The organism is Stenotrophomonas sp. GD03877 (assembly GCF_029840555.1).
Lineage (GTDB): Bacteria > Pseudomonadota > Gammaproteobacteria > Xanthomonadales > Xanthomonadaceae > Stenotrophomonas > Stenotrophomonas geniculata.
This window is the reverse complement of record NZ_JAOCCT010000003.1, coordinates 79,111-92,175: the sequence shown is the minus strand read 5'-3', so window position 1 is coordinate 92,175 and position 13,065 is coordinate 79,111. Positions and strand designations below refer to the sequence as shown.

The 13,065-nt window shown below is 66.2% G+C and carries 15 protein-coding genes; 6 read left to right on the top strand and 9 right to left on the bottom strand.

What is annotated here, in order from left to right:
• The first annotated feature begins 101 nt into the window (after window positions 1-101).
• Window positions 102-662: an EF-hand domain-containing protein gene (locus N5D20_RS02875; protein WP_217015430.1), complete on the top strand. Its 561-nt coding sequence runs from the start codon at window positions 102-104 to the stop codon at window positions 660-662.
• A gap of 51 nt (window positions 663-713) precedes the next feature.
• Here the strand turns inward: N5D20_RS02875 and N5D20_RS02870 are convergent, their stop codons facing one another.
• From N5D20_RS02870 to N5D20_RS02855, 4 genes are all read right to left on the bottom strand, one after another.
• Window positions 714-1,931, bottom strand: coding sequence for an RNA polymerase sigma factor (locus N5D20_RS02870; RefSeq protein ID WP_279914569.1), 1,218 nt, complete (start codon window positions 1,929-1,931; stop codon window positions 714-716).
• A 224-nt stretch (window positions 1,932-2,155) separates the two neighbouring features.
• The gene (locus N5D20_RS02865) at window positions 2,156-2,665 is read right to left on the bottom strand and encodes a pathogenicity-like protein (protein ID WP_099560427.1); all 510 of its coding nucleotides are present in this window, start codon (window positions 2,663-2,665) and stop codon (window positions 2,156-2,158) included.
• 4 nt (window positions 2,666-2,669) lie between these two features.
• Window positions 2,670-3,578, bottom strand: coding sequence for an acyl-CoA thioesterase II (tesB, locus tag N5D20_RS02860; RefSeq protein WP_005412623.1), 909 nt, complete (start codon window positions 3,576-3,578; stop codon window positions 2,670-2,672).
• A 99-nt stretch (window positions 3,579-3,677) separates the two neighbouring features.
• Complete coding sequence (locus N5D20_RS02855) at window positions 3,678-4,454, bottom strand: enoyl-CoA hydratase/isomerase family protein (protein ID WP_010483336.1); 777 nt, start codon at window positions 4,452-4,454, stop codon at window positions 3,678-3,680.
• 34 nt (window positions 4,455-4,488) lie between these two features.
• Between N5D20_RS02855 and N5D20_RS02850 the strand changes: the two genes are divergently transcribed.
• Entirely contained in the window at window positions 4,489-4,935 is a 447-nt protein-coding gene (locus tag N5D20_RS02850) for a copper chaperone PCu(A)C (RefSeq protein ID WP_054171246.1), read from the top strand.
• 53 nt (window positions 4,936-4,988) lie between these two features.
• Here N5D20_RS02850 and N5D20_RS02845 read toward each other — a convergent pair whose 3' ends face one another.
• The gene (locus N5D20_RS02845; protein WP_279914568.1) at window positions 4,989-5,714 is read right to left on the bottom strand and encodes an enolase; all 726 of its coding nucleotides are present in this window, start codon (window positions 5,712-5,714) and stop codon (window positions 4,989-4,991) included.
• Between the two features lie 116 nt (window positions 5,715-5,830).
• On the bottom strand, window positions 5,831-6,433 hold the full coding sequence (gene gstA, locus N5D20_RS02840; RefSeq protein ID WP_279914567.1) for a glutathione transferase GstA: 603 nt from the start codon (window positions 6,431-6,433) through the stop codon (window positions 5,831-5,833).
• 122 nt (window positions 6,434-6,555) lie between these two features.
• Between gstA and N5D20_RS02835 the strand changes: the two genes are divergently transcribed.
• Window positions 6,556-6,912 carry a helix-turn-helix domain-containing protein gene (locus tag N5D20_RS02835; RefSeq protein ID WP_049434627.1) on the top strand — a complete coding sequence of 119 codons (357 nt, stop codon included), beginning with the start codon at window positions 6,556-6,558 and terminating at the stop codon, window positions 6,910-6,912.
• Between the two features lie 71 nt (window positions 6,913-6,983).
• On the opposite strand, the gene N5D20_RS02830 is transcribed toward N5D20_RS02835, so the two are convergent.
• Together N5D20_RS02830 and uvrA are read right to left on the bottom strand one after the other, a co-directional pair.
• The gene (locus N5D20_RS02830) at window positions 6,984-7,391 is read right to left on the bottom strand and encodes a thioesterase family protein (protein WP_279914565.1); all 408 of its coding nucleotides are present in this window, start codon (window positions 7,389-7,391) and stop codon (window positions 6,984-6,986) included.
• Entirely contained in the window at window positions 7,391-10,375 is a 2,985-nt protein-coding gene (uvrA, locus tag N5D20_RS02825; RefSeq protein WP_197643586.1) for an excinuclease ABC subunit UvrA, read from the bottom strand. The genes N5D20_RS02830 and uvrA overlap by 1 nt, the downstream gene beginning before the upstream one ends.
• 337 nt (window positions 10,376-10,712) lie before the next feature.
• Between uvrA and rplU the strand changes: the two genes are divergently transcribed.
• The 3 genes from rplU (at window position 10,713) to cgtA (ending at window position 12,533) form a co-directional block, all read left to right on the top strand.
• Window positions 10,713-11,021 carry a 50S ribosomal protein L21 gene (rplU, locus tag N5D20_RS02820; protein WP_005408557.1) on the top strand — a complete coding sequence of 103 codons (309 nt, stop codon included), beginning with the start codon at window positions 10,713-10,715 and terminating at the stop codon, window positions 11,019-11,021.
• Window positions 11,022-11,039: 18 nt separating this feature from the next.
• Entirely contained in the window at window positions 11,040-11,303 is a 264-nt protein-coding gene (rpmA, locus tag N5D20_RS02815; protein WP_005415704.1) for a 50S ribosomal protein L27, read from the top strand.
• A gap of 177 nt (window positions 11,304-11,480) precedes the next feature.
• Complete coding sequence (gene cgtA, locus N5D20_RS02810; RefSeq protein WP_010483324.1) at window positions 11,481-12,533, top strand: Obg family GTPase CgtA; 1,053 nt, start codon at window positions 11,481-11,483, stop codon at window positions 12,531-12,533.
• A 216-nt stretch (window positions 12,534-12,749) separates the two neighbouring features.
• On the opposite strand, the gene rpsT is transcribed toward cgtA, so the two are convergent.
• Window positions 12,750-13,019, bottom strand: a complete 270-nt coding sequence (rpsT, locus tag N5D20_RS02805; RefSeq protein WP_005408560.1) for a 30S ribosomal protein S20 — start codon at window positions 13,017-13,019, stop codon at window positions 12,750-12,752.
• Between the last annotated feature and the right edge of the window lie 46 nt (window positions 13,020-13,065).

The window sequence follows — 13,065 nt, the reverse complement described above, 5'->3', positions numbered from 1 at the left end:
GGAACTGGCGGCGGCGTCAACCGATGTCGCGTCCGGGCGTTGTTGTCCCCCGAGGGTGAAGTGATCACCCCGACGCTGTTCCCATCCCCAGGAGTGACCTCATGATCCGTACCCCCCTGCTGCTGGCCCTGCTGCTCGGCACCTCCGCTTCCGGTATCGCGCTCGCTGCCGACACCCCGACCACGCCCGCGCAGCGTCCGGCCAAGCTGGACACCAACGGCGACGGCGTCATCGACCGTGGCGAAGCCGCTGCCAACCCGCGCCTGGCCGTGAAGTTCGACGAGCTGGACAAAAACAAGGACGGCAAGCTCTCGCGCGATGAGCTGCCGCGCTGGAAGCATGGCCGCCGTGGCCACGGCGGTGAGCGCTGGGCCAAGCTGGACGTCAACAAGGACGGCCGCATCAGCCGCGAGGAAGCCAAGGCCGATCCGCGCCTGGCCGCGCGCTTCGACCAGCTTGATCTGAACAAGGACGGCTATCTGGACAAGGCCGACCGCGAGCTGCGCATGAAGCAGCATCGTGATGCCTGGTTCGCTGCAGCCGACACCAACAAGGACGGCCAGCTGAGCAAGGCCGAGTTCGACGCCGCCAAGGGCCCGATGCACGGTGGCCCGCGCCATGGCGGTCCGCGCGACGGTGGTGCACCGGCGCCGCAGCGCTGAGGGTCGACGCAGTGAATGATGACAACGCCGGCAGACTGCCGGCGTTGTCCGTTATACGTTTCCGCTGCGCATCAATGCATACACCACCAGGGCGATCACGAAGACGTTCGCGCCGATGATGCCGGTGCGCCCGTAGACGGATTCGTATTGCCAGTTGGTTCCGCTGCGGCCGCGCCGCGCTGAATCACGCGCGATCATGGGGGCCATCACGCGCTGCAGCGGCACCAGGCACTGGTAGTTCACCGTACCCAGGCCGATGACGAGAATGGCAAGTTGCAGCCACAGCGGCACCTGCAGCATCAGCGAAACCAACAGGCTGGTGCAGACGACCATCGCAGTGAACGTATTGAGGTGCACGAACCGTCGCACGGCCGCCCGTTCCTGCGGGGTGTCTGCGAAGCGCAGCAGGAAGCGGCCCCCCAGATAGCTGCCGATGATGCCACCGACGACGCCCCCGGCAACGGCGGCCCAGTTGCTGGCGGGTATCAGGTGCAGCTGGCTGGCGGCGGCCGTCAGTGAACCCATGGCTGCGCCGCCTGCGGCACTGACGCCGCCCAGGCCCAGCTTGCTGCCGCCCACGCCGACGCCGGTGCCGAGCAGCACCGCAGCACTGGCGGTGCCGGGCGCGGCCACCAGCACCATCGACACCACGGCGGTAGCGAATGCGGCACTGGGTGCGCTGCTGCGCGCGAACTCACCGAAGCGCTGCAGCAGGCCGTCGCGTACCAGGGCGCGGGCACGCGACAGGCGCTTGCGCACGGCTGCATCACTGAGCCCGAGCAGGTCGGCGACCTGCTGCGAGCGCTGGCCTTCGCGGTAGTACAGCAACAGCACTTCGCGGCTGTCGGCCGGTAACGCGGAAATGATGTCCTCGGCGGCGATCTCTTCCTCCACCCGCTGCAGGCGGTCGGCTGCGTCCGGCGACGGGTCGGCGGCCATGCCCAGCGCCACTTCGGCCGCCTCGCCGGTCAGCGGCCGGCCACGTTGTGCACGCAGCCAGTCGCGGGCCAGGTTGCGGGTGATCTGCCGCAGCCACGGTAGGAAGCTGGTCGCGCTGCGCAGCTGGTGCAGCTGCTGCCAGCCCTTCACAAAGGCTTCCTGGGCAATGTCCTCGCTGGCCTGGCGGTCGCGGGTGATGGCCAGCGCGATGGCGGTGACCGTGTTCTGGCAGGCCAGCACGATGCGGCCGTAGGCGTGCTGGCAACCGCTGGCGGCAGCGGGCAGTTCGCGTTCCAGGGTCTGGTCGATCGATGCGGCGAACGTCGTCATGGCGGCGGCTCTCCTGCGGGGATTGTGTCCCATGACGGAGCTGCGCGCCCAATGTGACCGCAGATGCTGATGCATCTGCGGTCCGCGCATTCCACCTCATCCCCGCGCCGTTGGCGCACCCCCTTGAACAACAAGGGGGCTCCAATCCTGAGGGGCTACGGTGAAATCGCGGCCCCGCTGCCAGGTCGCTGTGCTCGCCGGACATGGCCCGGCGCTACCGCCTCTTACTTGGAGGGCTGGATACGGACCCGGATTTCTTCCTCTTCCGGCGCGGCCTGAGGGGCCGGTTGCGCCTGCTGCGGCTGGGCCTGCGGGGCAGGGGCCGGTGCGGCAGGTGCCGGGGCGCCGCGATGGCGCAGGCCGATCACCAGCGCCACGCCGGCGATCACCACCAGCAGGGCGATGCGGATGCGCCAGGCCCAGCCGCGGCCGCTGCCGCTCGTTTCGGCGGTGTCGCGGAAGGCGAACTCGGCGGTTGGGTGGTCGCGGCGGGTGGTGTCGAGCAGGCGGGCCTCGCGCAGGATTTCGCGTGCGCGCGGCTGATCGTCGGCGCGCACGATCCAGACTGCCGGGTAGGCGTTGGCGTTGCCCAGGTCGGTATAGCTGAACTGACCGCGGCGGCGGGTCTTGTACGAGCGCCCGTTGGTCACCTTGACGTCGATGCCGTGCTCGCGCAGCAGGTCGGCTACGCCTTCGACGGTTTCCACGCGCTGGCTGCTGAAGATCTGGCGCATCGGTTTACTCCTTGGCCGGCACGGCGGCGGCCGCGGCCTGGTCGGGAACCACGCGGATCAGGCCCTCCTGCGCGGTACTGGCCACCAGCACGCCGTTGCGGGTGAAGAACTGGCCGCGGGCCAGGCCGCGCGAATCCTGCGCGCTGGGGCTGTCCAGCGAGTACAACAGCCAGTCGTCGGCACGGAACGGGCGGTGGAACCAGATTGCATGGTCGAGCGAGGCCATCTGCACGTGCGGGTGGTAGTAGCTGATCCCATGGGGGAACGTCGCCGTGCCCAGCAGATGGAAGTCGGAGGCGTAGGCCAGCAGCGCCTGGTGCAGCTCCGGGGCATCGCCTACCGGCTCGCTCAGGCGCAGCCACACCTGGTGGTAGGGCGGGCGCTTGGGCGGGTTCAGTTCGTCACGCGGGTAGACGTGGCGGAACTCGAACGGGCCGCCGCGCGACAGCCAGCGCTGCACCTTGATCGGCAGCCGCTCCAGCACTTCGGCCGGCAGCGGACGGTTCGGTTCGATGTCTTCCGGCTGCGGCACTTCGGGCATCTTGTGCTGGTGCTCGGCGCCGGTCTCGGCCTGCTGGAACGAGGCCGCGCAGAAGAAGATCACCTTGCCGTGCTGGATCGCAGTGACCCGGCGTACCGAGAAGCTGCCGCCGTCGCGGGTGCGGTCCACGTCGTAGACGATCGGGTGGTCGATGTTGCCGGCGCGCAGGAAGTAGGCGTGCAGTGAGTGCACGTGGCGGCCGTTGTCGACCGTGGCCTGGGCCGCGGCCAGCGCCTGGCCCAGCACCTGCCCGCCGAACACGTACTTGGTGCCGATGTCGCGGCTCTGCCCGCGGAACAGGTTGTCCTCCAGCCGCTCCAGGGTGAGCAGGTCGATCAGCTCGGAGACGACGGGTTCGGGCGTGTCGTTCAAGGGGGCGGCCACGGCAGTGAAAGAGGGCCTGATTATACCGGTCAGGGGTCAGTTCCCTTTCGCCCGGCGAAAGGGATCTGACCCCGGGCGAGGCAACCGCTATTTGCCGAGGCGGGCCACGAGCGCCTGCAGGGCGTTCTGTGCGTCCGGCGCAAACCAGGCCTCGACGAAGCGGTCGAGCTGGATCAGGTCCGGTTGCAGCGCCACGTGCAGGTCCGCGCGGGCGATGGCGCGGGTCAGCAGCATCGGCTGGCGCGGCTGCTTGAGCAGGTTCTGCAGCCAGGCCACGGCACGCGCGACCACCAGGTCACCTTCGGCCAGTTCGTCGACCAGGCCGATCTGCAGCGCCTGTTCGGCCGGCACCAGCGAACCGGTGGTCAGCAGGACACCGGCGCGGTGCACGCCCACCGCACGGCGCAGCAGGCGCTGGATGCCCTCCGGTGCGATCAGGCCGACCTGCACTTCGTTCAGGCCGATGGCATACGGTCGCGACGGATCGGCGCTGCGCGCCATGACGCGGTAGTCGCAGCACAGGGCCAGCACGCAGCCACCCGCCGGGGCGTGGCCGGTGATCGCCGCGACCACCGGAATGCGGCTCTCGGCCAGCGTGCGCACGGCGCCAAAGAAGGCGTTCCAGGTGTCCAGCAACTTGTGCTTGTCATCGCCGTGCGAGAGCAGGTGCGGCACGTCCATGCCGCCGGTGAAGATGCGCTCGCTGCCCGACAGCACGATGCCGTGCGCGTCTTCGGCCATGGCCAGCTCGATGGCATGGATCAACTGCCGGCACAGTTCGGTGTCCAGTGCGTTGACCGGCGGCCGCGCCAGGCGCAGTTCGCGAATGGGGCCATGGTTGATCACCTCGATGAGCGTCGTCATGCTGCGGTCTCGTTGCGAAGAAGGAACCTGGACGATGATAACCAAACCATTCGTTGGCGTACTGTTGGTTCTGTGTGCGGCCGCAGCATCGGTTTCGGCGGCGGAACCGGCCTGCGTCACGGTGGAGCAGGGCTGGGCGCGGTTGCCACCGAATCCGGCGATGCCGATGACCGCCGGCTACGGCGTGATCCACAACGGCTGCAGCAAGGCGGTGGTGATCACCGGCGCAGCCAGCAGCAGCTTCGATGATGTGTCGCTGCACGAGACCACGATCGTTGATGGCGTCAGCCGCATGCGCGCGATCGAGCGCATGCCATTGGCACCGGGCGCGCGTGCCGAGCTCAAGCCCGGTGGCCTGCACCTGATGCTGATGCAGGGCAAGGGCGCGCTGAAGGAGGGGCAGGCAGTGCCGCTGCGGCTTCAGCTGGAGGGCGGTGGCGAGGCCAGCGCGACACTGACCGTGCGCAAGGCCGCGCCGTAACGCGGCGCCGGTTCCGCCGGGCATGGCCCGGCGAGCGCGCAGCGCTGTGGGGCTTACGACCAGTCGTACGAGAACAGCACCGTGCGGCTCACCGGCTCGTACAGCATCACGATGGCATCGGCGCCGGCCGCACACCAGTTGTAGCCGGCCACTTCGGCCACGGCGAAGAATTTCCTGCCGTCACGGGTGATGATGGCCCGTTCCGTGTCCTCCGGTGCATCCCAGTCGTCGGCCGCCGCCGTGAATTCCAGTGCGAAGGCCGGCGGAACGTCGGTCGTTTCGATCCAGTTGCCGGTCGAGATCTGCCCACCCAGCGTATCCAGCCACGCCTGTTCGCCCGGCTCGCCATCGCCATAGCGCGAGTAGCTGGCCAGCTTGCCATGCTGCTGGAAGAACGCCCTGGCCTTGGCATGGCTGTCGCGCATCTCGGCGATGTGCGCACGCGCGTCTTCGTCTTCTATTGCGTTGCCCTGGAAGTAGCCCTCGTTGCCGAGGAAGCGCATGCGGTTGTCCGCAGTCAGTTCGAAGGCAATCCAGTTGGTGGCGGTGAGCTCGTTGTGGTGCGCTCCGGTGCACTCACCGATCAATCCTTCATAGGGTTCGATCGGGCACAGCATGGTCGCCAGCTGGCCGGCCAGTTCCGGGCGCAGCAGGCCGAGGTCGATCTTCAGCAGCGGCAGCAGATGCTGGCCGAGCCAGGCCTGGTCGGCAGGGAAGACGTCGGTGGGGAAGGGGACCATGCCGGGTAGCAGGTCGCGCAGTTCAGTCTGGTGGATCATGTCAGTCCTTTGCACTTGTGCCGGCCATGAATGCCAGCGGCGTGCAGCAAGGATAGACCACCGCTGCACTAATGCGGATGGAGCCGGGACGTACAGTGGACGCCCCGGGTGGTGCCTTACAGCAGCCCTTCGAAGGTCATGGCCTCCTTCACCGCAGGCCGTTCACTGACTCGCTGCAGAAGTGCCTGGGTAAAGGGCCAGGGGGTGAGATCGATACCAAGATGCCCTGTCCAGTTGACCACTACGAACAGGTAGATGTCGGCAATGGAAATGGACGAGCCCAACAGGTATCTGCGGCCATCGGACAAGCCGGATTCGACAATGTCCAGCTTCCGGTAGAGTCGCTGCTTGGACCGTTCCAGCACTGTATCCGACTCGGAATGGAACAGCGGACCAAATGTCGGGTGTAGTTCGGCGGCGATGTAGACCAGCCATTCGTGCAAGCGCGCCGCGCCGATTGCACTCACCGGAACCGAAAATTCAACACCCGCCACATCGGCAAGGTAGAGAAGGATCGCGGCGCCTTCGGTCAGGACTTCACCATTGTCCAGCCGCAGCGCGGCAACGTAGCCTTTGGCGTTGATCTTGAGGAAATCCTCGCCGCTTTCGGTGCGCTTGGTGGCGTGGTCGACTCGATCCATATCGAACTCGATTCCCAGTTCGCGCAGCAGGATATGAGCAGCCAGCGAACACGTTCCCGGTGTGTAGTAGAGCTTCATCGTTGTTTCATCGTGGGGGAGGGGCTGGCCAGTATGCTGGCGACTGCAGGGCGCAGGAGCTCCCGGCAGCAACGCGACGCGAGAATCGGGTTTCCAACTGGAAACCACTTGGAGCAAATGACATGGGCTTGAAGGTGCGAAAAAGCCAAGCGCAGGATCCGGGCAGCATCTGTCCGTTGACCAAATGCATGGCACTGTTGGCGGGTGCCTGGACGGCCGAGATCGTGTGGTCGCTGAGCGCGGGGCCACGACGCTTTGGAGAGTTGCGCATCGATCTGGCGCCGGTGACGGCCAAGACATTGACGGCGCGCCTGCGCGACATGCAGCTGAAGGGGATGATCACCCGGCACGAGCGCGATACCTCGCCGCCTTCGATCGAATACGCACTCACCGCCCTGGGGGCGCAACTGTTGCCGGCGATCCACGCCATCGCACGCGTTGGCAATGCACTGAAGTTTGGAGAGCCGGAGGTGGGCTGAGTTCCTGTGCGGAATGGCAAGGAAAAAGCCGCTCGAGAGCGGCTTTTTCCAAGGTGCGGCAGCGTTGCTGTTCAGCTCGACGCGTTGCGGATCGCCTCCGGCAGCGGTGCGCTCTTGCCGGTCTGCGTATCCATCCAGACCACCACCACGTTACCGTCGGAATACAGCTTCGAATCGTCCTGCTGGTCGACGATGCGGTGGCCGATGGTCACGCTGCTGTTGCCCAGGCGCTCGACGAACAGCTCGACCAGGATGTCGTTGGGCCACACGATCGGCAGCCGGTAGTTGACGTTGGTCGCGGCCACCACCGGTGCGATGCGGTCGGTCATCGACACGCCTTCAACGCCCAGCATCCAGCGCACGCGCGCTTCCTCCAGGTAGGAAATGTACTTGGCGTTGTTGACGTGGCCCATGCTGTCCATGTCACGCCAGCGCACGCTAATCGGGATGCGGGCCAGGATCTTGTGTTCGCTGCTCATCAGGCGTCCTTCTTCTTCGTCGTGCTCTTGCTGGCCTTGCCGGTGCTCTTGGCGGCGGCGGCCTTCTTCGCGGGCTTCTCAGGCTTCACCTTGCGCGGCGGGCGCGCATCGGGCTTGTTGGCCACGGCGGCCGGTTGTTCCGGGCGTGCGTTGGTGGAGGGCAGCATGCGCGCCAGGAACTGGCCGGTATACGACTGCGGGCAGGCCGCCACGTCTTCCGGCGTGCCGGTCACCAGGATCGTGCCACCGCGGTGGCCGCCTTCCGGGCCAAGATCGACGATCCAGTCGGCGGTCTTGATCACATCGAGGTTGTGCTCGATCACCACCACCGTGTTGCCTTCGTCGCGCAGCTTGTGCAGCACGCCCAGCAGCGCTTCGATGTCGTGGAAGTGCAGGCCGGTAGTCGGCTCGTCCAGGATGTACAGGGTGCGGCCGGTATCGCGGCGCGACAGTTCCTTGGACAGCTTCACGCGCTGCGCTTCACCGCCGGACAGCGTGGTCGCGCTCTGGCCCAGCTTGATGTAGCTCAGGCCGACGTCGACCAGCGTTTCCAGCTTGCGCGCGATCGACGGCACCGGCTCGAACAGCTTCAGTGCATCCTCGACGGTCATTTCCAGCACGTCGTTGATGTTGAAGCCCTTGTACAGGATCTCCAGCGTCTCGCGGTTGTAGCGCTTGCCATGGCACACATCGCAGGGCACGTACACGTCCGGCAGGAAGTGCATCTCGACCTTGATCAGGCCGTCGCCCTGGCAGGCCTCGCAGCGGCCACCGCGCACGTTGAAGCTGAAGCGGCCCGGCGAGTAGCCGCGCGCACGCGCCTCGGGCACCTGTGCGAACAGTTCGCGCAGCGGCGTGAACAGGCCGGTGTAGGTGGCCGGGTTCGAACGCGGGGTGCGGCCGATCGGCGACTGGTCGATGTCCACCACCTTGTCGAACAGGTCCAGGCCATCGATCTCCTTGTAGGGAGCGATCGGGTGCGAGGCGCCGTTGATCTCGTTGGCGGCCAGCGAGAACAGGGTGTCGTTGATCAGGGTCGACTTGCCCGAGCCGGACACGCCGGTCACGCAGGTCAGCAGGCCCGACGGAATCGCCAGGTCCACGCCCTTCAGGTTGTTGCCGGTCGCCCCGCGAAGGTGCAGGGTCATCTTCGGGTTCGGCGTGTGCCGGCGCGCCGGGATCTCGATCGCGCGCTTGCCCGACAGGTACTGGCCGGTCAGCGAGCGCGGGGCTTCCAGGATGTCCTGCAGGGTGCCCTGGCCGACGATCTCTCCGCCATGCACGCCCGCGCCCGGGCCGATGTCCAGCACATAGTCGGCCAGGCGGATCGCATCCTCGTCATGCTCGACCACGATCACCGTGTTGCCCAGGTCACGCAGGCGGGTGAGGGTGCCGAGCAGGCGTTCGTTGTCGCGCTGGTGCAGGCCGATCGACGGCTCGTCGAGCACGTACATCACGCCGACCAGGCCGGCGCCGATCTGGCTGGCCAGGCGGATGCGCTGCGCCTCGCCACCGGACAGGGTGTCGGCCTTGCGCTCCAGGGTCAGGTAATCCAGGCCGACATCGACCAGGAAGCCGAGGCGTTCGCCGATCTCCTTGACGATCTTCGCGGCGATCTCGCCGCGCCAGCCCGGCAGGCTCAGTTCGCTGAAGAACTTCAGTGCCTCGTCGATCGGCAGCACCACCAGCTCCGGTAGCGGACGATCGGCCACGAACACGTTGCGTGCCGCCTTGTTCAGGCGCGCGCCGTTACATTCCGGGCACGGTTGTTCGCTGATGTACTTGGACAGCTCCTCGCGCACCGCCGGTGACTCGGTTTCCTTGTAGCGGCGTTCGAGGTTGGGAATGATGCCCTCGAAGCGGTGCTTGCGCTGGGTGCGGCCACCGGCTTCGGTGAAGTAGGTAAAGGTGATCGTTTCGTCGCCGCTGCCGTACAGCACGGCCTGCTGCACCTTGGCCGACAGCGAGTTCCACGCGGCGTCCACGTCGAACTTGTAGTGCTTGGCCAGCGAGGCGATCAGCTGGAAGTAGTAGGCGTTGCGACGGTCCCAGCCACGCACCGCACCAGCGGCCAGCGACAGCTCCGGGTGCACCACCACGCGCGAAGGGTCGAAGAACTCGGCGATGCCCAGGCCATCGCAGCCGGGACAGGCACCCATCGGTGCGTTGAACGAGAACAGACGCGGTTCCAGCTCCGGCAGCGAGTAGTCGCAGACCGGGCAGGAGTACTTGGAGGAGAACAGTGCCGGCGTGGCGTCGGCGGCGTCCAGGCTCTGCACCGAGGCCATGCCATCGCCGAGCTTCAGCGCGGTCTCGAAGCTCTCGGCCAGGCGCTGCTTGATGTCCTCGCGCGGGCGGAAGCGGTCGATCACCGCCTCGATGGTGTGCTTCTGGCGCAGCGCCAGCGGCGGCACCGCATCGATTTCATGCAGCTCGCCGTCCACGCGCACACGCACGAAGCCCTGCGCGCGCAGCTGGTCGAACACCTGGGCGTGTTCGCCCTTGCGGTCGCGGATGACCGGGGCCAGCAGCATGTAGCGCTGTTCCGGGTCCAGGGTCAGTACCTGATCGACCATCTGGCTGACCGTCTGCGCTTCCAGCGGATAGCCGTGGTCCGGGCAGCGCGGAGTGCCGACGCGGGCGTACAGCAGGCGCAGGTAGTCGTAGATCTCGGTGATGGTGCCGACCGTCGAACGCGGGTTGTGCGAGGTCGACTTCTGCTCGATCGAGATGGCCGGAGACAGGCCTTCGATGTGGTCCAGGTCCGGCTTTTCCATCACGCTCAGGAACTGGCGCGCATAGGCCGACAGCGATTCGACGTAGCGGCGCTGGCCTTCTGCATAGATGGTGTCGAACGCCAGCGAGGACTTGCCCGAACCGGACAGGCCGGTGATCACGATCAGCTTGTCGCGGGGCAGGTCGAGGTCGAGGTTCTTCAGATTGTGCGTCCGCGCGCCGCGGATGCGGATGAAATCCATCGCCATGGGGGATCCGGTTGTGGGGGCGTTGGCTGGGTGCCGGGCCAGCAGGGAACGGCAATCGGTCAGCCTACCGAGGTGACCAGATGGGGGCAATGGGCGACAATGCCAGCCCGATGTCTCACCTGATGAGACAGGCCGACAGCTTTGTGTAGAGCCGGGCCATGCCCGGCTGCCTGGGCCCCGGACCGTTCAGCCGGGCATGGCTGGGCCCTACAGGGCCGGCCCCGGGCTGTGCAGGGGTTGACTTGACCCGCGCCCGCTGATCTGCGTACAATTCCGCTCCTGTCCGCCCTCGATGGCGGCAGCTCAGACCACAATAACTACAGAGGAAGGCCTGGTCATGTACGCAGTACTGGTCACCGGCGGTAAGCAATACCGCGTGGCGCAGGGCGAAAAGCTCCGCATTGAAAAGCTCGAAGTCGAAGTCGGCAGCGAGATCAAGTTTGACAACATCCTGATGCTGGGTGACAGCGACGGCGTGAAGCTGGGCGATGCGCTGAAGGGCGCTGCCGTCACCGCCAAGGTCCTGTCCCAGGGTCGTGCTGACAAGGTCCGGATCATCAAGTTCCGTCGCCGCAAGCACCACATGAAGCGTCAGGGTCACCGTCAGTACTACACCGAAATCGAGATCACCGGCATCGCCGGCTAAGCATCAGGAGAAGCAGTCATGGCACATAAAAAGGGCGTAGGCTCCTCGCGCAACGGTCGCGACTCCAACCCGAAGTACCTGGGCGTCAAGATCTTCGGCGGCCAGGCCATCGAAGCCGGCAACATCATCGTGCGTCAGCGCGGCACCCAGTTCCACCCGGGTTCGGGCGTTGGCCTGGGCCGTGACCACACCCTGTTCGCCCTCGTGGACGGCAAGGTGGAGTTCTCGGTCAAGGGCGCCAAGAAGCGTCGCACCGTCAGCATCGTCTCGGCCGACGCCTGATCCAGGCATCGCCGGCACCCGTGCCTCGGCATGGGGGTGCTGCATGAAGAGCCCCGCTTCGGCGGGGCTTTTCGTTAGAGTGAAAGCAAGACCGGCCAGGCCGGGTTGCCGGCCAGCGGCTGGCATAACATTCAAGGCGACGGCTGGCAGGCCGCGCCCATCGCAGGCATCGAAACAATGAAACTGGTAGACGAAGCAGAAATCGAAGTGTTCGCCGGCAACGGCGGCAACGGCTGCATTGGCTTCCGTCGCGAGAAGTTCATTCCGCTCGGCGGCCCGGACGGCGGCGACGGCGGTGCGGGCGGCAGCGTGTACATCCGCGCCGACGAAAACCTGAACACCCTGGTCGACTTCCGTCATGACCGCATCTTCAAGGCGCAGCGTGGCGAGAACGGCATGGGCCGCCAGGCGTATGGCAAGGGCGGCGAAGACCTGACCATCACCGTGCCGGTCGGCACCGTGGTGATCAACGTTGCCACCGATGAAGTCATCGGCGACCTGACCCAGCACGGCGACCGCCTGCTGGTGGCCAAGGGCGGTCGCGGTGGCCTGGGCAACATGCACTTCAAGAGCTCGACCAACCGCTCGCCGCGCCAGGCGCTGCCGGGCGAGCCGGGCGAAGAGCGCACGCTGAAGCTGGAGCTGAAGCTGCTGGCCGATGTCGGCCTGCTGGGCTTCCCCAACGCGGGCAAGAGCACCCTGATCCGTGCCGTTTCGGCGGCAACGCCGAAGGTGGCCGATTACCCGTTCACCACGCTGTACCCGAACCTGGGTGTGGTGAAGGTGGAGAATTACCGCAGCTTCGTGATTGCCGACATTCCCGGCCTGATCGAAGGTGCCGCGGATGGCGCCGGCCTCGGTGCGCAGTTCCTGCGCCACCTGCAGCGCACCCGTCTGCTGCTGCACCTGGTGGACATTTCGCCGATGGAAGGCGGTGTGGAAGGCATTTCCCCGGTCGAGCAGGTGCGTGCGATCGAGCGCGAACTGGAAAAGCACGATCCGGAGCTGCTGCAGAAGCCGCGCTGGCTGGTGCTGAACAAGGCTGACCTGATGTTCGAAGACGAAGCGAAGGCCGCGGCCGAGCAGATCGTCGCCGAGCTGGGCTGGAAGGAGCCGTGGTTCCTGGTCTCGGCGCTGGGCCGCGAAGGCACCTTCCCGATCATGAGCCGGATCATGGCGTTCTTCGATCGCCAGAAGGAAGACGAGCTGGAAGCCCGCAACGCGCAGTGATGCCGTTGTGGTTCCGTGCAAAAACCCGGCTTCGGCCGGGTTTTTTGTTGGGACTGCTTTTGCTGTAGAGCCGAGCCATGCTCGGCTTTCCGCGCAGACGGCAGCCGAGCGTGGGCTCGGCTCTACATAAGCTGGATCGCAGGCAACAAAAAACCCGGCCGAGGCCGGGCTTTTGTCTGCAGCCCAAACCCCGAAGGGCAGGGCGGCAACGCCGGATCAGGCGGCCTTGAGGGCCTTGATGCGGTCGTTCAGGCGGCTCTTATGGCGAGCAGCCTTGTTCTTGTGGATCAGGCCACGCGCGCTGAAGCGATCCAGGATCGGCTGGGCAACGGCGAAGGCGGCTTCGGCGCCGGCGGCATCGTTGGCGTCCAGCGCCTTGATCACTTTCTTGACAGCGGTGCGCAGCATCGAGCGCTGAGCCACGTTGCGCGCGTTGCGCACGACGGTCTGCTTGGCGCGCTTCTTGGCGGACTTGATATTGGCCACGGTGGTGGTTTCCTGAAAAAATCGGTGTTATGGGAACAGCAAGCTA

What these genes read in the sequence shown, in the direction of transcription:
- N5D20_RS02850 (WP_054171246.1), top strand. Translation starts at nt 4,489, where the DNA reads ATGATAACCAAACCATTCGTTGGCGTACTGTTGGTTCTGTGTGCGGCC.
- N5D20_RS02830 (WP_279914565.1), bottom strand. Translation starts at nt 7,391, where the DNA reads ATGAGCAGCGAACACAAGATCCTGGCCCGCATCCCGATTAGCGTGCGC.
- N5D20_RS02870 (WP_279914569.1), bottom strand. Translation starts at nt 1,931, where the DNA reads ATGACGACGTTCGCCGCATCGATCGACCAGACCCTGGAACGCGAACTG.
- rplU (WP_005408557.1), top strand. Translation starts at nt 10,713, where the DNA reads ATGTACGCAGTACTGGTCACCGGCGGTAAGCAATACCGCGTGGCGCAG.
- N5D20_RS02875 (WP_217015430.1), top strand. Translation starts at nt 102, where the DNA reads ATGATCCGTACCCCCCTGCTGCTGGCCCTGCTGCTCGGCACCTCCGCT.
- rpmA (WP_005415704.1), top strand. Translation starts at nt 11,040, where the DNA reads ATGGCACATAAAAAGGGCGTAGGCTCCTCGCGCAACGGTCGCGACTCC.
- N5D20_RS02835 (WP_049434627.1), top strand. Translation starts at nt 6,556, where the DNA reads ATGGGCTTGAAGGTGCGAAAAAGCCAAGCGCAGGATCCGGGCAGCATC.
- N5D20_RS02865 (WP_099560427.1), bottom strand. Translation starts at nt 2,665, where the DNA reads ATGCGCCAGATCTTCAGCAGCCAGCGCGTGGAAACCGTCGAAGGCGTA.
- cgtA (WP_010483324.1), top strand. Translation starts at nt 11,481, where the DNA reads ATGAAACTGGTAGACGAAGCAGAAATCGAAGTGTTCGCCGGCAACGGC.
- uvrA (WP_197643586.1), bottom strand. Translation starts at nt 10,375, where the DNA reads ATGGCGATGGATTTCATCCGCATCCGCGGCGCGCGGACGCACAATCTG.
- gstA (WP_279914567.1), bottom strand. Translation starts at nt 6,433, where the DNA reads ATGAAGCTCTACTACACACCGGGAACGTGTTCGCTGGCTGCTCATATC.
- N5D20_RS02855 (WP_010483336.1), bottom strand. Translation starts at nt 4,454, where the DNA reads ATGACGACGCTCATCGAGGTGATCAACCATGGCCCCATTCGCGAACTG.
- N5D20_RS02845 (WP_279914568.1), bottom strand. Translation starts at nt 5,714, where the DNA reads ATGATCCACCAGACTGAACTGCGCGACCTGCTACCCGGCATGGTCCCC.